We start from the raw sequence: 20,869 nt of genomic DNA on the forward strand, positions 1-20,869 counted from the left end.
CCTGAGTGAACAGGATGGCGGCTTTTTCATTAACGTGAATAGTTTGGTGCTTCTTTTGTAATGTTGACATCGTGTGGGTGGCTCTCTTGGAGTCCAGCACCTGTCATACGAATGAACTGTGTATCTTCACGAAGGGCACGAATGTCGGCAGCGCCGCAATACCCCATACCTGAACGAAGACCACCGATCAATTGATAGACCGTGTCAGCCAGTTCACCGCGATACGCGACGCGACCTTCGATACCTTCAGGAACGAATTTTTTGTCTGCTTCTTGGAAGTAACGATCTTGGCTTCCGCGTTTCATCGATGCTTCTGATCCCATACCACGGTATGTCTTGAATTGACGACCTTGATAGATTTCCATTTCACCTGGGCTCTCTTTCACACCCGCAAGCAAGCTTCCGAGCATGACTGCATTGGCTCCAGCGGCGATGGCTTTGACGATATCACCAGAGTACTTAATTCCACCGTCAGCGATGACTGAGACACCGTGCTCTTTCGCTTCCATCACGCAATCATAGACTGCTGTGATTTGCGGAACACCGACACCTGCGACGACACGTGTCGTACAGATCGAGCCTGGTCCAATCCCAACTTTAATGACGGATGCTCCTGCTTCAATCAATGCACGCGTCGCTTCTGCTGTCGCCACGTTCCCTGCGATGATTGGAAGGGATGGGAACATATCACGTAACTCACGAACCTTTTCAAGTACGCCAGCTGAGTGACCGTGTGCCGTATCGATAACCAATGCATCCACACCTGCTTCAACCAACACTTGAGCACGTGAAGCCGCGTCTTTCGTCACACCGACTGCAGCTGCGACAAGAAGACGACCTTGCTTATCTTTTGCTGCGTTCGGGAACTGTTCGACCTTTTCGATATCTTTCGTCGTAATGAGACCTTTTAATACACCGTTCTCATCGACAAGTGGAAGTTTCTCGATGCGATGTTGATGAAGGATACGCTCGGCTTCTTCAAGCGATGTACCCACTTTTGCTGTGATGAGGTTCTCTGTCGTCATGACATCTTTGATTACCGTCGAATAGTCTTTGATGAAGCGAAGATCACGATTCGTTAAAATACCAATCAATTGACGTTCATCTTCTGAGTTGACGATTGGGACGCCCGAAATACGATACTTACTCATCAAGTATTCTGCATCGTATACTTGACGGTCTGGAGTTAAATAGAACGGGTTTGTGATGACACCATTTTCTGAGCGCTTTACGCGATCGACGTGCTCAGCCTGCATTTCCATCGACATATTCTTGTGAATGACACCTAAACCGCCTTGACGGGCCATAGCAATCGCCATTGGGGCTTCAGTAACGGTATCCATACCGGCACTGATGATCGGAATATTTAATTCGAGTCCTTCACAGAGCTTCGTGCTTAAATCAACGTCACGTGGTAAAACATTTGAAAACCGTGGTACGAGTAATACATCATCAAATGTTAAACCTTCTTTTGCAAACTTATTTTCCCACATAAAAATTGATGGCCCCTTTCTCGTTCTACCTACATCTTTGTTTCGAAATATTTCTGTAATGGTAACAGGTATAACGTAAAAGTGCAATTCAATTCCCGATGTTCAGAAAGTTCAGAATTGTGTTCATTAACTTAAATAACATTAAAATTGTTCGGAATTTCATCGTGTGAACGAGCAGAATATGAAGTCCGATTTCATTATGAACGTAAAAAAACGACCGAGCGTATGCTCGGTCGTCCTGCGTTGTTGCCTGGCAACGTCCTATCCTCACAGGGGGAGATCCCCCAACTACTTTCGGCGCTGAGACGCTTAACTTCCGTGTTCGGCATGGGAAGACGGCTTCCTGCGCTCGACTTGCATGTATTAGGCACGCCGCCAGCGTTCGTCCTGAGCCAGGATCAAACTCTCCAAAGAATTTGATATAGCTCTTAAATTGACGAAGCTTGCGCTTCATTCAAAAATTGTAAAACTTATTTTTGCCTCATCGTTCAGTTTTCAAAGTTCGTCTGCCGCTCTTAGCGACTCATTTATAATAGCACCTGTAATTATATCCGTCAACTATAAAAAGAAAGTTTTTTAAAAAAGAATAAATAAAGACGATTCCATTTCATTTTGTTGAATGGAATCGCTAGTTTCTTCTTATTGAAATGCAACAATGCTCACATCGGTTAATCGCGATAAATCATATTCTTTCTCCCCTGTCGCTTCAAGCACAATCGGTTGTTCGACACGATTCGTATAGGCATGTATCGTTCCTCGTACTCCACTGCTCAATAAAACAGGGCGACCGATTTCATAAAATCCAAGTAATGTCGCAAGAAGCGACAAAGCTTCTCCATCATAGGCTTTGTTCTGCCACATATAGAAATATGCTTCCTCTGGAGAGAGCGGCTTTCGGAACGTTCGGGGTGCTGTTAACTGACAGAAGCGATCGGCGACAATAAATAGAGGAGAGGCTGGATTCAACTCGCGTTCCGTCAGACGTTTTGGAAACCCGGATCCATCCAATCGCTCATGATGCTCGGTAATCAATTGATACACTCTTCCTCGTAACGTTTGAGTACTCGGGAGCATCGATGCCGAAACGAGTGGGTGTTGATACAATAGCTCCCGTTCCATTTTTGTGAAATAACGCATATGAGACCATTTCCGAATTTTAGCGTAGCTCGCATCTGCAAAATAAGAAGCAATCCCGTAATCAAATTGGAGTTGATGTTCGTCCCCTCGATATTTCGATAAGGCACGGGCGACGAGCGCTCGATAGACGGAATGGTAAATGACATGATTTTTCCGCAACGGCTGATGCGTAAAGAAATGAACGATCGCTGTAAGCGGAACTTCCTGACGAAATAGTTGATGAATGAATTCTAGACCTTCATATGGGTTAGGTGCGATCCGTTCTTCCCACTGATTATAATGTTTCTCATATTGAAGGACCTGATTACAGAGGCGCTGTTCTTCTTTAGACGTGAAGAGCTTCTGTTCAACAGGTGCGACATCGATATCTTCGATTTTTAAGAAACGGAGCAAACGTAAATGTTCATTGGTTAAGTGGATTCCGGCTTCTAAAGAAGAAACGGGTGACAATAGCGTCATCCCAACATGTACAGTGGATAAGTTCAAACGCACGCGAATCCCTCCTAATATATGAAAAGGTCGAACGGAAACACCGTTCGACCTCTCGTCTTACTCATTCACATCAGACGATTCATCGGTTTCAGGTGCTTCATCCTCAAACCCATTCTCCAAATCGACTGCTGATTCCTCTTCTAACTCATCTTTTTTCAACTTTGCGATAGTCGCTAAACGATCGCCCTCTTCGATGTTCATCACTTTCACACCGCGAGTACTTCGACCCATTTGAGAGATCGTTTGTGAATCAATCCGAATCGCAACACCGAGTTCGGTCATCAGCATGATGTCATCGTCTTCATCAACGACACGCATCCCGACGACTGTTCCACGATCTGTCTTAATTCCGATGATACCGGAACCACCACGACCTTGTGTGCGGAACTGCTCCATGGCCGTACGTTTTCCGTATCCTTTTTCAGTGATAATCAAGACGTCTTGCGTGGTACGAACGATTTCCATCGAGACGACCAAATCGTCTTCCTTCTTCAATCGAATCGCGCGAACGCCTCGTGCCGTACGTCCCATCGAACGAACTTCTCCTTCGAGAGGGAAGCGAATCGACATACCTTGGCGTGTGACGATCAACATTTCATCGTCGCTCTTCGCTAAACGGACCGTGACGAGTTCATCTGTCTCATTCAAACTGATGGCACGTAGACCGTTTTTGTTGATTCGGGCGTATGCCGAAAGTGGCGAACGCTTAATCAATCCTTCTTTCGTGATGAAGACGAGAGACAACTGCTCGTCTGCTACTTCTTCAGACTCATCCTGTGTCTCTTCCGCTACCGTTTGGTTAGCCAAGTAACTATTGAAATCGACAGGAATCATCGTTTCGACTTTTTCACCTTTGTCGATTTGCAGCAAGTTAATGATCGGCATCCCTTTCGCGGTACGGCTCATCTCAGGAATTTCGTATCCTTTGAGACGGAAGACGCGTCCGAAGTTGGTGAAGAACAGGATGGTATCGTGTGTCGACGCGGAGAGCAGACGAAGCACAAAGTCTTCATCATTCGTTCCCATACCTTGTTTCCCACGTCCACCACGGCGCTGTGTCCGATATGAATCCGATGGGATCGACTTGATATATCCTTCGCTCGTGAGCGTAATCATCATGTCGCGAACTGGGATCAAATCTTCGTCCTCGAGTTCAACGATATCCGTACGAATCACCGTACGACGAGCATCACCATATCGCTCTTTGATTTCGATTAACTCGTTACGAATGATATCGAGTAGCAATTCTTCGTCTCCGAGAATCGCACGAAGTTCTTCGATTAACGCTTTCACTTCACGATATTCGCCTTCAATCTTCTCACGTTCCAAACCAGTCAAGCGTTGGAGACGCATATCTAAGATTGCTTGCGTCTGTTCAGTCGAAAGTCCAAAGCGGGCAATCAACTTTTCACGAGCCTCGTCACCTGTGCGTGTGCTACGGATGATGGCGATGACTTCATCCAAGTGATCCAAGGCAACACGAAGACCTTCTAAAATGTGGGCACGTGCTTCCGCTTTGTCTAAATCGAATTGCGTCCGACGACGCACGACCTCTTTTTGGTGTTCGATGTAGTAATAGATTGCTTGTTTGATGTTCAACGTTTTTGGACGACCGCCTACAAGCGCGAGCATGTTAACACCGAACGTCGTTTGCATCGGTGTTTGCTTGTACAAGTTATTCAAGATGACACTCGCATTCGCGTCGCGGCGAACTTCAATCACGATGCGCATCCCGTTACGGTCTGATTCATCGCGTAAGTCCGTGATTCCCTCGATTTTCTTGTCGCGAACCAAATCGGCAATCTTTTCAACGAGACGCGCTTTGTTGACTTGGTAAGGAATCTCGTGCACGAGGATCCGTTCACGGCCATTTTTCAAGACCTCGATTTCAGCTTTCGCACGCATCGTAATCGATCCACGTCCAGTTTCGTATGCACGACGAATCCCACTACGTCCCAAAATCTCTCCCGCAGTCGGGAAATCAGGACCCGGGATATGTTGCATCAATTCTGCAATCGTGATGTCCGGGTTGTGAGAAAGCGCCAGTACACCGTCGATGACCTCGTTCAAGTTATGAGGCGGAACGTTCGTCGCCATACCAACGGCAATCCCGCTCGTCCCGTTCACAAGGAAGTTCGGGAAACGTGCCGGAAGTACGACTGGTTCTTTTTCTTCACCATCGAAGTTTGGTTGATAATCAATCGTGTTTTTTCCGATGTCTCGTACGAGTTCCATCGCAATTTTAGACATACGTGCCTCGGTATAACGCATCGCAGCGGCCGAGTCGCCATCGACTGAACCGAAGTTCCCGTGACCGTCGACTAATTCGTAGCGATAACTGAAGTCCTGAGCCATGCGGACCATCGTCTCATAAACGGCTGAGTCACCGTGTGGGTGGTACTTACCGATGACGTCCCCGACGACACGCGCCGACTTCTTATGTGGCTTGTCCGCGCGAATACCTAGTTCGTTCATCGCATATAAAATACGACGGTGAACCGGCTTTAATCCATCTCGCACGTCCGGAAGGGCACGTGATACGATGACGCTCATCGCGTAGTCCATGAACGACGTTCGCATCTCCTGGCTAATATTTATATCCTTGATATTTTCTTGTTCTGCCATTCGTTATTGCCTACCCTTCTTATTAAATATCGAGGTTCTTCACGTAATGGGCGTGAGATTGAATAAAGTCACGGCGTGGTTCGACGTTGTCACCCATGAGCGTTTCGAAGATTTCATCCGCTTCGATTGCATCTTGCAGGTCGACACGAAGCATCGAACGTGTTTCCGGGTTCATCGTCGTATTCCATAACTGTTCAGGATCCATCTCTCCGAGACCCTTGTAACGTTGAACGCTATAACGTGCATTTTCAGGAAGTTGTGCAATCGCTGCCTGCAACTCACGGTCGTTTTGAACGTAGATGGTTTCTTTCCCGTGCTTCACACCATAGAGTGGTGGTTGCGCGATATAAACATATCCACTTTCAACGAGTGGGCGCATGTAACGATAGAAGAACGTCAACAATAACGTCCGAATGTGCGCACCATCGACATCGGCATCGGTCATGATGATGAGTTTATGATAGCGCGCTTTCGATAAGTCAAACTCATCGGCAATCCCTGTTCCGAGAGCAGTGATGATGGTCCGGACTTCTTGGTTGGCCAAAATCTTATCAAGACGTGCTTTCTCAACGTTGATGATTTTCCCTCGAATCGGAAGGATGGCTTGGAAGTGACGATCACGTCCAGATTTCGCAGAACCTCCCGCTGAGTCACCCTCAACGATGTATAGTTCAGATTTCGATGCATCTTTTGACGAACAGTCTGCCAATTTCCCTGGCAATGAACTGACTTCGAGAATCCCTTTCCGACGTGTCATCTCGCGTGCACGTTTCGCAGCAAGACGCGCACGTGCCGCCATCAAGCCTTTGTCGACAATGAGGCGACCGACCGACGGGTTCTCGAGTAGGAATTGTTCGAACGTGTCGCTGAACAATGTGTCCGTTGCCGTACGCGCATCGGCATTCCCGAGTTTTGTCTTCGTCTGCCCTTCAAACTGAGGAGAAGGGTGCTTGACCGAAACAATCGCCGTCAATCCTTCACGGACATCATCCCCTGAGAGGCTACCATCGGCTTCCTTCATCAATCCGAATCGCTTCGCATAATCATTAATGGCACGGGTGAGCGCCGTCTTAAATCCAGTCTCGTGCGTCCCACCTTCATGCGTCGGAATGTTGTTCGTGAATGAATAAATGTTACTTGCGAAACCTTCGTTGTATTGAAGCGCGATCTCGACTTCGATTCCGTCTTTCGTACCGTGTACGTACACAGGCTCCTCATGAATCGACGCTTTTGACCGGTTCAAGTGCTCGACATAAGACTTGATTCCGCCCTCATAGTGATAGTTCCGTTCAATCGTCTCGTCACTACGATCATCTTTAGCCACGATTCGTAACCCTTTGTTCAAGAAGGCGAGCTCACGTAAGCGTGTCGCTAACAGATCAAAGTCATATTCGAGTGTCTCCTGGAAGATGTCTCCGTCTGGGAAGAAACGAACTGTCGTCCCAGTCGTGTCAGTCGTCCCGACGATTTCGAGTTCACCTTGTGGGACACCACGTTTGAACGATTGGTAATATACGTTTCCATCGCGACGAACGAACACTTCAAGTTTCGTCGATAAGGCGTTAACAACCGACGCCCCGACACCGTGAAGACCACCTGATACTTTGTATCCGCCACCGCCGAACTTACCACCTGCGTGCAACACCGTGAAAATAACTTCAACGGCAGGTCGACCCGTTTTCTTTTGAACATCGACCGGAATCCCACGTCCGTTGTCTTCAACAACGATCGAGTTCCCTGGTTCAACCGTCACTGTGATCGTGTCACAATAACCAGCGAGCGCCTCATCGATTGAGTTATCGACAATCTCCCATACCAAATGGTGGAGACCGCGAGAGCTTGTGGAACCGATATACATCCCTGGACGTTTACGGACAGCCTCTAAGCCTTCAAGGACTTGAATCTGATCGGCGCCGTACGCTTGCAATTCTTTTTCATTTTCATTACTCATCGGTTATTTTCACCTACTATACATGATTTGGTGTTCCTTCTTGCCACGATTACACGGACTCCGTTTCAACCTCACCTTGTTTCACGTGAAACACTTTAGCTTGTTGAATGGTCTCATGTGCAATCCCGTCAATGTTTGTTGTAGTCAAAATCGTTTGTACTTTCCGTCCCATCGTATCGAGGAGATGGGTTTGGCGATGATCGTCAAGCTCAGATAACACATCGTCTAATAACAACAGAGGATATTCGCCTACTTCTTCATGAATCAATTCAATCTCAGCTAGCTTCAATGACAAGGCCGCCGTTCGTTGCTGACCTTGTGAACCGAACGTTTGAACGTTTCGATTGTTGACATACAATTCAAAATCGTCACGATGCGGACCAAACAAGGTCACACCTCTTCGTCGTTCGTTCTCTCTTATTTTATCAAACTTTTGACGATACGTTTCAAACATCTGTTCTTTTGAGAAGCGTTCTTTTTGGAACGTGTCGGAAACGTATTGAATCGTCAGTGTTTCGAGTTCTCTCGTGATTCCGGAATGGATGGGATTGGCCCATTTTTCGAGCTGGTCGATGAAGTGATAGCGTCTCATCACAATTTTTACGGCAAGTTCAATCAATTGATCCGTCAAGACTTCAAGTAACGTCTCGTCGCCACCTTTTGTGGATAACTGCTTCAACAAGGCGTTCCGTTGTTTCAACGTCTTCAAGTATTGATTGAGCTCGTGTAAGTACACCGGACTGACCTGACCGATTTCCATATCTAAAAATCGCCGTCTCCCTTGCGGACTGCCTTTGACGATGGCTAAGTCTTCTGGGGCGAACAAGACGACGTTAAATGCGCCGACATAGTCACTGAGACGACGTTGTTCCAAATGATTGAGCTTTGCTTTCTTGCCTTTAGGAGAAAAAGAGAGACTCTGCACCGATTCGCCCGTCCGTTTATGAATCCGTCCTTCGATACTCGCAGCATCGGCTTCCCAACCGATTAACTCACGGTCTTGTGTCGTCCGATGCGATTTTGCGAGCGCAAGTACGTAAATCGATTCGAGAAGATTCGTTTTTCCTTGGGCGTTCTCACCAATCAGAACATTCGTCTGTTCTGAAAAATCTAGCTCGAGGGTTTCGTAGTTGCGATAGTTTTGCAATCGGATCGACTTTAAATGCACGTCAGTTTCCCTCGATTTGATATTCCCCGAAGCCTTCGACTTCGATTGTATCTCCATCTCTTAATTTACGACCACGGCGTTGGTCCTGCTCACCGTTCACTTTAATCATGACATCCTCTAAAAAGAACTTTGCTTGTCCCCCACTCGAGATGATATCTGCTAATTTTAAAAATTGTCCGAGTGTTACATACTCGGTTGTAATCGACACTTTTTCCATGTCGTCACTTCCTTTCTCACATGCTGATCTGAAAAAATCGCCATACATATTAGTTTATCGAAAATCGTCGAATAAGGCAAAAAGAGGGATGACAAGGCAAGACACCTCATCATCCCTACCCGCAGCTTACGATGTGCGGACTGGCAAAATCAGTTGAAGAACACTATCTTGTTCAACCGGTCGTAAAATGAACGGTCGCATCGAACCCGTGAACTGGATTTCGATTTCAGATGCATCGAGTGCGCGGAGCGCGTCCATCACGAATTTTGAGTTGAAGGAAATTTTTAGTTCTTCTCCTTCAAGCGACAGGATGCTGACACGTTCCGACACTTTTCCGACTTCCGGCGAGTGTGAAGAGACTTCAACTGCCGTTGTATCTTCCGCCACAAATTTAATGACGTTGTTGCGATCGGCACGTGCTAGGAGTGATGCACGGTCAATGGCCTGTAAGAACTCTTTCGCATTCATCCGAACGGCTGTGCGATATTCTTCCGGAATGAGACGTGACGTGTCTGGATAGGCACCGTCTAACAAACGAGAGAAGAATGAGATGTTTTTCATACGGAATAAAATTTGTTGGTCCGTTAAGACGATTTCAATCGGCAACTCTTCACGGTCGAGTAATTTTGCCAATTCGTTGAGTGAGCGACCAGGAACGACGACATTTTGGAACGTCAAATCGTTATCTGTCTCAAACCGCGCACGACGAAGCGCCAGACGGTGGCTATCGGTTGCGACACATGTAAGGAAGCCCTTCTCTGCTGAGAAGTTAACCCCTGTCAATACGGGACGTGTCTCCTGTGAAGAAACAGCGAAGCTCGTCTGACGGATGATGGTCTTCAATAGATCAGCCGGCAAATAGAAGCGACGATCACTCGCAAGTTCAGGTAGGCGTGGATATTCATCCGGGTCAAGACCGTTTAAATGGAACTCTGCTTGACCAGACTCAATGCGCGTCATGAAGTTCGGTGAAACTTCGAGTGTGACCTCGTTCGTCGGTAACTTCTTCACAATTTCTCCTAAGAAGCGTGCGTTCAACACGACGCTTCCAGCACGTTGAATTTGAATGAGTTCAATTCCACCCTCTTCGATTGGAATCAAGCGTTCAATCGAAATCTCGGTATCACTTCCTGTCAGTGTTAAGCCATCCGCATGTGCTTCAAGTTTCAAGCCTGTCAAAATTGGAATGGTCGTTCGTGAAGCCACAGCTTTTGATACGTCTTGTACGGCTTGCATGAATACATCTCGTTGAATCGTTAAATGCATGTGGATAATTCCTCCTAAGGTGAAATGAGTTCATTTCCTAATAATATAATAGTATTAATTAAGTCATAATAGTAATAAGGGCTGTGGATACTGGGGATAAGTCCCCTAATCCATACGTGTTAAGCCATTTCGCCTGTGAATAACTTGTGGATAACTAAGGTGGTTTATCCACAGGATATCCACAGAGAATTCTTCATTAGTTAGAAAGTGCCTTCTTCAACGTTTGAATCGTCTCTTGCATTTCCACATCGTTCTTTAGAAGGGTGCTAATTTTTTCATGTGCATGAATCACAGTCGTGTGATCACGCCCTCCGAACTCTTCCCCGATTTTTGGTAAAGAGCTCTCCGTCATCTCCCGCGAGAGATACATTGCGATTTGACGTGGGAATGCCAACGTCTTGGTTCGCTTTTTCGAGTTCAATTCTTCTACTTGAATGTTGAAGTGTTGACCGACAACTTCTTGAATATCGCGAATGACAATTTTCTTCGCTTCCTGGACAGGCATGATATTATGAAGCGCTTCGGCTGCCACGTCCGGGTCGATTGGTCGTCCGACAAGTTTTGCATAAGCGACGACTCGTGTCAGTGCCCCTTCTAGTTCCCGAATGTTCGTATCGATTTGATTCGCGATATACAGCATGACTTCATTCGAGATATCAAGCCCTTCCGCGGTCGCTTTTTTGCGAAGAATCGCAATTCGCGTCTCAAGGTCCGGTGGTGTGATGTCTGTGATTAGGCCCCATTCAAAGCGTGAACGAAGTCGATCCTCTAGCGTCGGGATTTCTTTTGGTGGTCGATCACTTGAAATCACGATTTGTTTCTGATCATTGTGCAATGCATTGAATGTGTGGAAAAACTCTTCTTGGGTTTGTTCTTTCCCTGCTAAAAACTGAATATCATCAATCAATAGTACATCAATGTTTCGATAACGGTTCCGAAACTCACCGGTCTTATTATCCCGAATCGAATTGATAAATTCATTTGTGAACTTCTCAGAAGAGACATAGGCAATGCGAGCCCCCGGTTTTTGACCTTTTACATAATGACCAATCGCATGCATCAAATGTGTTTTACCAAGTCCAACGCCTCCGTAAATGAAGAGCGGGTTATAGGCGCGTGCAGGTGCTTCAGCGACAGCAAGTGATGCGGCGTGGGCAAAACGGTTCCCCGATCCGATGACAAACGTCTCGAAAATGTATTTGTCATTCAGTTGACCAAGATCCCCTTCCTCTTTTGAAGGTAATAGCACGGGCTGTTCTTTTGTTTCTGTCACGGCGATGGACTCATTTGACGTTCCATCCGCTGGAGCATACTTGTGTGCTTGAGATTCCTCGATGAAATGAATTTCAAGCTTGTTGTTTGTGATCTCTTCAACCGTATCTTGTAACAGAGAGAGATACTGTCGCTCTAACCACGTGACGATAAAACTGGCGGGTGCCGACACAACGAGCGTCGTTCCCATCAATGATATCCCCTCGGTTGATTTTAACCACATGTCAAAACTGGCTTTTGGAGTTCGTTCTTCTTCCTCGATTACCGATAAGACGTTTCTCCAAATCTCGCGAGCATTCTTCAATGAAAGACCTCCTTTACTCACATGTTGGGTAAAACTTATTCACACGATATACACATACACTATTCTATAGTAGAAACTAGGGTTATCCCCAGAGAACAAAAACTGTGGATAAAGTTATCCACATGGTGTTCATTATGGGGATAACACTTATCCACAGCCTGTGTATATCTTGGAATCACGAATTGTTCATCCACAAGTTTGTGCACATTCAGTTTAGCAAAATAAAATAGACGTGGCAATGCTTTTTGGTATTTATCCACAGATAAAGAAAAGTATCCACACCCACTTATCCACATGCTGTGTGTTTTGTGGATAACCTGTGGATATATTGTGGATAAAGCACTAATGATAGAATATGAGATGAAAAAGTTATACACAAAAGAGGAAGAAGTGAAATGAAAGATTGTTTTTGTAAAAGAAGAAAATGAAAAAATAAAGAATAAGAATATGAAAAAAGAGGAGTTATTCACATATAAATGTGGATAACTTCGAGATTTTGTGGATAAAATGGCTCAACGTGGCTATTTATAAAGACCGTTTATAAAATACGTAAAGGTTGTGTATACATTCATCCCCTACTCGTCCTTCGGATAAGGATCGAATCCATGTGGATGAATGCTTTCTGAGTGCCTCATTCTACGAATTCGAAAACCATCCGAAAATACATTGACAATTGTTGAATCGATTTATATAATCTTAAAGACTGCCTTAAATGAAACTATAACTTGCTAATAGAGCGTTAATCTTGAGGAGGTGCTGTAACCATGAAACCAACTTTCAACCCTAACAACCGTAAGCGTAAGAAAGTTCACGGATTCCGTGCACGCATGGCGACTAAAAACGGTCGCAACATTCTTGCTGCTCGTCGTCGTAAAGGCCGTAAAGCCTTGACTGTATAATTCTGAATGAAGATTGCCCGGGGATCCTTTCCTCGGGCAATTTTTTAGTTTGTCACAGAAACGTAGTATTTCATGGATTCTCCCTCGTTCAAATGATGTGGATATGATATGATGTTAGTTGACGATTTTTGAAGCGAAGGATGGAGTGAGAATTTTGAAAAAAGAATACCGCCTGCAAAAGAATGAAGAGTTCCAAGCGGTGTTTCGCGAAGGACGCTCCGTGGCCAATCGTCAGTTTGTCGTCTACACGCTCAAAGCGGATCAAACGCATTTCAGAGTGGGTCTTTCCGTCAGTAAGAAACTTGGAAATGCTGTGGAACGGAACCGGATGAAACGATTGATGCGTGAGTCGCTTCGCTTGCTCGAACCAAACGTTGCACCGAATGATTATGTCATCATCGCTCGAAAACCTGCGACCGCATTGACGCAGTCGGAAGTAACCGAGAGTTTGAAACACGTATTCAAACGGGCCAAGGTTTGGCAAAAGCAGGGCCGGTGACCATGACAATCTGAATTTGTTCTCTCATATAATTAGAGTCTGATAAGATTGCCCGATCGACGTGTGCGTTAAAAAGAATTGATAAAGAAAGCGTAGGAGGAACTATGAGCAAAAAGCTAAAATTAGGATTACTCGCTGCCATGACCGCGGTCATCATGCTGATGGCAGGCTGTGTGGATCCGTCTACCATCCAAGCCGAACCAGTAACGGCTGACACAGAAGGTTTCTGGGCGAAGTACTTTGTATGGCCGCTCGCATGGCTTTTGAAGGAAGTTGCTTACTTGGTCGGTGGCCCGTGGCAATACGGGATTTCAATCATCATCGCGACGATTATCGTCCGGTTATTGATTCTCCCACTCATGATCAAGCAGACGAAGAGTATGGGTGCGATGCAAGTGTTGCAACCAGAAATGCTGAAGCTTCGTGAAAAGTACAGCTCAAAAGACCAGGAAACACAACGTAAACTCCAAGAAGAGATGATGAAGCTTTATCAGGAATACCAAATCAACCCGCTCGCGGGATGTTTGCCAATCTTGATTCAAATGCCGATTCTCTTCGCATTCTATGATGCGATTCGCCGTACACCTGAGATTTTCGAAGCGAACTTCTTATGGTTCGACCTCGGTGCTCCGGATCCAACGTTCGTCTTGCCGATTTTAGCGGCAATCTTGACGTTCGCACAACAAAAAATCTCAATGGCGGGTCAAGAACAGAACCCGCAGTTGAAGATGATGCTTTATATCTTCCCGGTCATGATCTTCGTCATGTCGATCAACCTCCCAGCTGCCCTTTCGTTATACTGGGTAGTCGGTTATATCATCTCGATCATCGTCACGATGGCAATCATGCTCCCGATGCGTGAGAAGATGAAGGTTGCGGCTGAAGCGAAAATCGCTGCGAAAGAAGCAGAGCGTGCAGCGCTTGCTGAAGAAGAAAAGAAAAACAAAAAGAAAAAGCGTAAATAATCGCTAAGCTGAGTGTCTTCTGACGCTCAGCTTTTTTTTGTGGGATTGCAAGCCAGTCAGAGGGGAATAGAGATAGAAACGAGTAAACGGAGGTGTGGGAAAATGGAGGCATTCATTCAGCGTTTGGAACGTTCGACGTTATGGCAAGCGGTCATTTATTTTGTACTTGGTGTTCTCATTCTGTTATATCCTCGATTTTTCTTTGATGTCATGGTGTATGTCATTGCCGGTTATTTAGCGATCATGGGGATTTGGATGATCTTTCAAGGGTTGCGTCGACGTCAGGGAGGGTTGCCACCCACTTTCTTTATGGGTCTCATCTATTTGATTTTGGCAGTGGTCGTCTTTTTCTTCGCGGAGACGCTAGCTAGTCTTCTCCCGATTTTGATCGGAGCCTTGTTCTTATTCGGTGGAATTATCCGCCTGATTCAGGCACTCGGTTACCGTCAATCGATGTCGGGACGATGGCTTTGGTTTTTGATTGGAAGTCTATTGTGGATAGGTGTCGGGATTCTCATGTTGACGAATCCGTTCAGTAGTCTACTTGTCTTGTTCCAACTGTTCGGCGGCATTCTCATCGCCATCGCGATACTGGAACTGTTCCTCTATTTCACGATTCGTTCGACGAAACGCCAAGCAAGATACTAAAAAACAAGCCGCCCTATATGCCAGGACGGCTTGTTTCTCGTTGAATCAACTGTTCCATGAACGGTCCGAACACGTTGTAGCCAGGTAGTGATGTGAAAAAAGTTTGCTCTACCTGAAGTCGCTCCAGATAGATGTGGGCGGCTTTTTCGTGTGAGGCGGGGGTCAAATGGTCATAAAATGAGCGGAGGTCGATTTTTTGTCGCTGCGTCACATCTTTTAAACCAAGGGAAGCCCGGTCCGGTGTGTGGTGAGCGGCTAACACATATGCGAAATGGACCATTCCTTGCCGGAGCATCTCCGTTGCCCACATCGCGTTGCCTCGATTGCGTGATTTTGTATATTGGAAAAAGAACCACACGGTATCGAACGCATGGTCACTGATTGCCGCTTCGTCTAATTGCAAGGAAGTGGCGTGTCTAGCAAGTCGCTGTTGTGGGTCGTAGAGCACATGAATCGAGTCTTGATGATTCAACGTCTCTTGCGTGACCGTGAACAGGTCGAGGTGAAGAAAATCATCAAAGACGGCGATGAGTTGTGGAGCGACGATGTGAATCTCGTCTTTTAACAGAATCGGACGATAGGCGGTTACATGCTCGAGGCGTCTAGATAGAAAAGAGACCTCTTCATCGGGGTGTACCATGACATAGAGGTCGATATCTGAATGTTCATCGGCTTCTCCCCGACCGAATGAACCCTTCATAAAAATCGCTTGAACCGCTTCATCGTGCTGTAATCGTTCGGTGATGATTCGGATTGCGTCTTGCTGTTTCATCTTTAGATCATCTCTCTCCTATGTAAATATATTCCTTTATTGTACGAAAACGATGAGTCGAATGGCAATGACTTTATCAATGGTCCAACTCTTTCGTTCAAGTCGAATATCGTGTATAGTAGGTTCGTTATGCATATGATAGAAGAAGATGTTTAGGTTTGGAGGGAGAAAGATGCTAGAGTTTGACACGATTACAGCGATTTCGACGCCGATGGGTGAAGGTGCCATCGGGATCGTCCGACTATCGGGCGATTTGGCGGTCGAAACGGTGAACAATGTGTTTTCTGGGAAAGACTTAACAACAGTCGATTCACATACGATTCATTATGGAACGTTAAAATATCCTAATACGGGCGAAATCGTCGATGAAGTCATGGTCAGTATTATGCGCGCGCCGAAGACGTTTACGCGAGAAGATGTCGTCGAAATCAATTGTCACGGAGGCGTCGTAGCGGTCAATCGTGTCCTTGAGCTCATTCTCGATCAACCCGACATCCGCCTAGCAGAACCGGGCGAGTTCACGAAGCGCGCCTTTTTAAATGGTCGGATCGATTTATCTCAGGCGGAAGCGGTCATGGATTTGATTCGCGCGAAGACGGACCGAGCAATGAACGTTGCGATGGCGCAAATGGAAGGACGTTTGTCACGCCTCGTTCGCGAGTTACGTCAACAATTGCTCGAGACGATTGCGGCGGTCGAGGTCAACATCGACTATCCAGAATATGACGCAGAAGAGATGACCCAGGCCATCGTCGAAGAGAAAGCGGGCGAGGTCAAACGTGTCCTCGAACAGTTACTCGAGACAGCGCGACAAGGGAAAATCTTACGTGAAGGCTTGGCCACGGCAATCATCGGTCGACCGAACGTCGGAAAATCTTCTTTGATGAACACGCTCGTTCAAGAGACAAAAGCGATTGTCACCGAAATTGCCGGTACGACACGTGACACAATTGAGGAATACGTCAACGTGAAAGGTGTTCCGCTCAAATTGATCGATACGGCAGGGATTCGCGAAACGGAAGATATCGTGGAACGAATCGGTGTGGAAAAGTCGAGAAAAGCGTTAGAAGCGGCAGATTTGGTCCTTCTCGTCTTGAACGGACATGAGGGATTGACTGTCGAGGATGAGGCGTTATTTGAGGCAGTTAAAGGAATGAATGCCATCATCATCATCAACAAGACAGACTTGCCACAAAACATGGATTCTTCTAAGCTAGAGAAACTAGCGGCAGGACGTCCAATTGTGGCGACATCGCTCTTGCTAGATGAAGGAATCGATGCCCTTGAAGCGGCCATCGCAAATCTATTCTTCGCAAAAGGTGTCGAGTCACAGGATATGACGTATATCTCAAACGCTCGACACATTCAGTTAATCAAACGAACGATTGGTCAAATTGATGAGGCGCTCGGTAGTGCCGTCATGAATATGCCGATCGACATGGTTCAAATCGATTTACGTCGTGCGTGGGATACGCTCGGTGAAATCAATGGAGATACCGTACAGGAGAGCTTGATTGATCAGCTCTTTTCACAGTTTTGTCTTGGGAAATAATAAGGAGGAACGAATATGGCTTATACGGCAGGCGAATTTGACGTCATCGTCATCGGGGCCGGACACGCAGGGATTGAATCAGCACTCGCATCGGCTCGAATGGGCGCGAAAACAGCGATGCTCACCATGAACCCTGATATGGTCGGATTCATGTATTGCAACCCATCAATCGGTGGGCCGGCGAAAGGGATCGTCGTACGTGAAATCGATGCGCTCGGTGGCGAGATGGGGCGTGCGATTGACGCGACATACATCCAAATGAAGATGCTCAACACATCGAAAGGGCCGGCGGTACGTGCGCTACGTGCACAGGCGGACAAATTCCAATACCAAAATCATATGAAGAAAGTGCTAGAAGATGAGCCGAATCTGCTGCTTCGTCAGGCGCTAGTCGAGCGCTTGTTGATTGAGGACGGAGAAGTACGTGGCGTGGTAACGAACACAGGTTCAGAATATCGCGCGAAAGCGGTCATCGTCACAACGGGAACGTTCATGCGTGGTCAAATCATCATCGGGGAATTGGCTTACGAGAGTGGTCCGAACAACCAAATGCCATCGGTCGAGCTATCGAAGCATCTTGAAGAGCTCGGTCTCGACTTAGTTCGATTCAAAACGGGAACACCGCCACGAATCGACGGCAAGACGATTGATTATTCGAAGACGGAGATTCAGCCAGGGGACGAGAATCCATCATTCTTCTCGTACACCTCGACGGACTTGGATCCGATCGAACAAATCCCGTGCTGGCTCACGTACACGAGCGAACGTACACACCAATTGATTGATGAGAACTTGCATCGCTCACCGATGTATTCGGGTGCGATTAAAGGAACGGGGCCCCGTTATTGCCCATCAATCGAAGATAAGGTCGTTCGCTTTAATGATAAACCGCGTCACCAAATCTTCTTAGAGCCAGAAGGTCGCGATACGGAAGAAATCTATGTCCAAGGCTTTTCGACGAGTATGCCAGAAGACGTGCAACATCAGATGCTTCGCACGATCCCGGGTCTTGAAAATTCAGAGATGATGCGTCCCGGTTATGCGATTGAATACGATGCGGTCGTACCGACACAGCTTTGGCCAACTCTCGAAACAAAAGCTGTCCCAGGTCTTTTCACAGCGGGACAAATCAACGGGACGAGCGGGTACGAAGAAGCGGCTGGACAGGGCATCATGGCGGGAATCAACGCCGCATGCAAAGTGCTCGGAAAAGATCCGGTCATCTTGGACCGTTCGCAAGCGTACATCGGCGTCTTAATCGATGACCTCGTGACGAAAGGTACGAACGAACCGTATCGCCTTCTCACATCACGTGCCGAATACCGTCTTTTGTTGCGTCATGACAATGCGGACTTGCGACTCAGCGACATCGGGTATGAGATCGGCTTACTTTCAGAAGATCGTCACACTCACCTCAACGAGAAGCGTGTAGCGATTGAAAAAGAAGTGAAGCGACTTGCGTCACTTGTCGTCAAACCGACACCTGAAGTCAATGCGATGCTCGAATCGGTCGGTGCGCACCCGCTTAAAGAAGCGACGCATGCCAACATCTTGTTGAAACGTCCGGAAGTATCTTATGAAGCACTCATGACGGTCGTTCCGTCAACGGAAGAATTGTCGTATGAAGTGAAAGAGCAAGTCGAGATTCAAGTGAAGTATGAAGGTTATATTTCCAAACAGCTTGAACAAGTCGAGAAGATGCGTCGCATGGAAGAAAAACGAATCCCGGAAAACTTGGATTACGATGCGATCGGTGGTCTCGCGACAGAAGCGAAACAAAAACTAAAACAAGTTCGTCCTCTTTCGATCGGTCAAGCGTCTCGTATCTCAGGCGTAAACCCAGCAGACGTGTCAATCTTGCTCGTCTATATCGAACAAGGACAATACGCAACGGTGGAGTGAAACGATGAACGAATCTCAATTTATTGAAGCGTTACGAGCTGAAGGGTTTGAGCTGAGTGAGACACAACTCAGTCAGTTCAAGCGTTACTTCGAAATGCTCGTCGAATGGAACGAGAAAATGAACTTAACGGCCATCACGGACCGAGAGGAAGTATATTTGAAGCATTTCTATGATTCGCTCAGCGCAGCGTTTCATTTCGATTTCACGAAAGTCGAAACCGTATGTGATGTCGGGGCAGGAGCCGGATTCCCAAGTCTTCCGCTCAAAATTTTATTCCCACACTTACACGTCACGATCATCGATTCGTTAAACAAACGCATCACCTTTTTGAACGAGTTGGCTCTTGCCCTCGGACTCGAAGGTGTTGCGTTCCATCATGGTCGTGCCGAAGAGTTCGGAAAAAATAAAAAGTTCCGCGAACAGTTTGACGTCGTCACAGCACGTGCGGTTGCCCGCATGACCGTGTTGGCAGAATACTGTTTGCCACTCGCGAAAGTAGGCGGAAGCTTCGTTGCGCTTAAAGCGGCCAAGGTTTCTGACGAGATGGCAGACGCCAAAAACGCTTTAGCCGTTCTAGGTGGGAAAGAAAAAGCGACACACCAGTTCCTATTGCCAGGAGAGATGAGTGAGCGTAATATCGTAGTTGTAGATAAACTACGAAAAACGCCCGGGAAATATCCGCGTAAAGCGGGGACACCGGCGAAAGAGCCACTTATCTGATGATGTCGTTTCACGTGAAACAAAAGCAGATTCCAGTGGTGGAGTCTGCTTATTTTTTTACATAAAGGGGTGCCCGACGTTGAAGAATAGATTTGCGAAATTGTTCGGTGTGAATCGAAAAGACGAAGTTGCCGTGACGCAGATTGCGGAAGTTCGAGCGGATGACACGGTACAAGAACTCTCGTTATCACGGTTGCGTCCAAACCGTTATCAACCGCGTAAAGTGTTCGAACCGGCAAAAATTGAAGAGTTGGCAACGACGATTTCGGAACATGGACTCCTTCAACCAATCGTGGTTCGAAAGGCAGATGGGGACTGCTATGAAATCATTGCCGGGGAGCGTCGTTTCCGTGCGGTGAAATCGCTTGGTTGGTCAGCGATTCCGGCAATCGTTCGCGATATGGACGATGATACGACGGCTGCACTCGCCTTGATTGAAAACTTGCAGCGTGAGCAGTTAAGCCCGATTGAAGAGGCGGAAGCATATGATCGTTTACTCGCCTTGAACGGTTTGACGCAAGATGCGCTCGCGAAGAGTCTAGGCAAGAGTCAATCCACGATCGCCAATAAGTTGCGCTTGTTAAAATTGCCGGAGGATGTGAAGCAGTCGCTTCGCGATCGTCGGATCAACGAGCGACATGCGCGTGCGTTGTTGCCGTTGAAGGAAGAAGGATTGCAACTTCAAGTGCTCGCAGAAGTGTTAGAACAGGATTTTAACGTCAAGGAGACAGAGGAACGCGTCGCCTTTTTAACAACACCGATCGAAGAAGAGAAGCGAAAGCCGAAAAAACAACGTCGTCGGACGAAAAGTTTTGCGCGTGACACGCGAATCGCCATCAACACGATTCGTGACTCAATCGATTTGATTGGGAAAACAGGGATTGACGTCCAAACTGAAGAAGTAGACGAAGAGGAATTTGTTGAAATTCGAATTCGCATCCCGAAAGCGCGGCCTCAAAAATGAGTCCGTGCTTTTTTATACAATG

The 20,869-nt window shown here is 46.8% G+C and carries 17 protein-coding genes; 8 read left to right on the top strand and 9 right to left on the bottom strand.

Features of this window, described 5'->3' with window-relative positions; translation table 11 throughout:
• Positions 1-29: 29 nt before the first annotated feature.
• From guaB to dnaA, 8 genes are all read right to left on the bottom strand, one after another.
• Positions 30-1,493: an IMP dehydrogenase gene (guaB, locus tag GVY42_RS10800; RefSeq protein ID WP_074035270.1), complete on the bottom strand. Its 1,464-nt coding sequence runs from the start codon at positions 1,491-1,493 to the stop codon at positions 30-32.
• Positions 1,494-2,132: 639 nt separating this feature from the next.
• Positions 2,133-3,122, bottom strand: a complete 990-nt coding sequence (locus GVY42_RS10805) for an HD-GYP domain-containing protein (protein ID WP_159563189.1) — start codon at positions 3,120-3,122, stop codon at positions 2,133-2,135.
• Between the two features lie 57 nt (positions 3,123-3,179).
• Entirely contained in the window at positions 3,180-5,747 is a 2,568-nt protein-coding gene (gene gyrA / locus GVY42_RS10810) for a DNA gyrase subunit A (protein WP_015880210.1), read from the bottom strand.
• Between the two features lie 22 nt (positions 5,748-5,769).
• The gene (gene gyrB, locus GVY42_RS10815) at positions 5,770-7,698 is read right to left on the bottom strand and encodes a DNA topoisomerase (ATP-hydrolyzing) subunit B (protein ID WP_074035264.1); all 1,929 of its coding nucleotides are present in this window, start codon (positions 7,696-7,698) and stop codon (positions 5,770-5,772) included.
• Positions 7,699-7,747: 49 nt separating this feature from the next.
• Positions 7,748-8,866, bottom strand: a complete 1,119-nt coding sequence (gene recF, locus GVY42_RS10820; RefSeq protein WP_159563190.1) for a DNA replication/repair protein RecF — start codon at positions 8,864-8,866, stop codon at positions 7,748-7,750.
• 1 nt (position 8,867) lies between these two features.
• The gene (gene yaaA / locus GVY42_RS10825; protein ID WP_015880213.1) at positions 8,868-9,083 is read right to left on the bottom strand and encodes a S4 domain-containing protein YaaA; all 216 of its coding nucleotides are present in this window, start codon (positions 9,081-9,083) and stop codon (positions 8,868-8,870) included.
• 126 nt (positions 9,084-9,209) lie between these two features.
• Positions 9,210-10,349 carry a DNA polymerase III subunit beta gene (dnaN, locus tag GVY42_RS10830; protein ID WP_026824743.1) on the bottom strand — a complete coding sequence of 380 codons (1,140 nt, stop codon included), beginning with the start codon at positions 10,347-10,349 and terminating at the stop codon, positions 9,210-9,212.
• A gap of 196 nt (positions 10,350-10,545) precedes the next feature.
• A complete protein-coding gene (dnaA, locus tag GVY42_RS10835; RefSeq protein ID WP_159563191.1) occupies positions 10,546-11,925 on the bottom strand; it encodes a chromosomal replication initiator protein DnaA in 1,380 nt (459 codons plus the stop codon).
• Between the two features lie 764 nt (positions 11,926-12,689).
• Here dnaA and rpmH point away from each other — a divergent pair.
• The 4 genes from rpmH to GVY42_RS10855 all read left to right on the top strand — a co-directional run bounded on the left by rpmH (position 12,690) and on the right by GVY42_RS10855 (position 14,936).
• Positions 12,690-12,824, top strand: coding sequence for a 50S ribosomal protein L34 (gene rpmH / locus GVY42_RS10840; RefSeq protein WP_015880216.1), 135 nt, complete (start codon positions 12,690-12,692; stop codon positions 12,822-12,824).
• Between the two features lie 154 nt (positions 12,825-12,978).
• Positions 12,979-13,323 carry a ribonuclease P protein component gene (rnpA, locus tag GVY42_RS10845; RefSeq protein WP_015880217.1) on the top strand — a complete coding sequence of 115 codons (345 nt, stop codon included), beginning with the start codon at positions 12,979-12,981 and terminating at the stop codon, positions 13,321-13,323.
• Positions 13,324-13,427: 104 nt separating this feature from the next.
• Positions 13,428-14,288 (top strand): membrane protein insertase YidC, encoded by an 861-nt coding sequence (gene yidC, locus GVY42_RS10850; protein ID WP_015880218.1) that lies wholly within the window; start codon positions 13,428-13,430, stop codon positions 14,286-14,288.
• 102 nt (positions 14,289-14,390) lie between these two features.
• Positions 14,391-14,936: an HdeD family acid-resistance protein gene (locus tag GVY42_RS10855; protein ID WP_159563192.1), complete on the top strand. Its 546-nt coding sequence runs from the start codon at positions 14,391-14,393 to the stop codon at positions 14,934-14,936.
• 13 nt (positions 14,937-14,949) lie between these two features.
• On the opposite strand, the gene GVY42_RS10860 is transcribed toward GVY42_RS10855, so the two are convergent.
• Complete coding sequence (locus tag GVY42_RS10860) at positions 14,950-15,708, bottom strand: nucleotidyltransferase domain-containing protein (protein WP_159563193.1); 759 nt, start codon at positions 15,706-15,708, stop codon at positions 14,950-14,952.
• A 172-nt stretch (positions 15,709-15,880) separates the two neighbouring features.
• On the opposite strand from GVY42_RS10860, the gene mnmE reads away from it, so the two are divergent.
• From mnmE to noc, 4 genes are all read left to right on the top strand, one after another.
• Entirely contained in the window at positions 15,881-17,260 is a 1,380-nt protein-coding gene (mnmE, locus tag GVY42_RS10865; RefSeq protein ID WP_031424082.1) for a tRNA uridine-5-carboxymethylaminomethyl(34) synthesis GTPase MnmE, read from the top strand.
• Positions 17,261-17,275: 15 nt separating this feature from the next.
• Entirely contained in the window at positions 17,276-19,162 is a 1,887-nt protein-coding gene (gene mnmG / locus GVY42_RS10870; RefSeq protein WP_074035252.1) for a tRNA uridine-5-carboxymethylaminomethyl(34) synthesis enzyme MnmG, read from the top strand.
• A 4-nt stretch (positions 19,163-19,166) separates the two neighbouring features.
• Positions 19,167-19,883, top strand: coding sequence for a 16S rRNA (guanine(527)-N(7))-methyltransferase RsmG (rsmG, locus tag GVY42_RS10875; RefSeq protein ID WP_015880223.1), 717 nt, complete (start codon positions 19,167-19,169; stop codon positions 19,881-19,883).
• Between the two features lie 79 nt (positions 19,884-19,962).
• Entirely contained in the window at positions 19,963-20,847 is an 885-nt protein-coding gene (gene noc, locus GVY42_RS10880; RefSeq protein WP_015880224.1) for a nucleoid occlusion protein, read from the top strand.
• The last annotated feature ends 22 nt before the right edge of the window (positions 20,848-20,869 follow it).

This window comes from Exiguobacterium sp. 8A, from assembly GCF_902506275.1.
In the GTDB taxonomy this organism is placed as follows: domain Bacteria; phylum Bacillota; class Bacilli; order Exiguobacteriales; family Exiguobacteriaceae; genus Exiguobacterium; species Exiguobacterium profundum.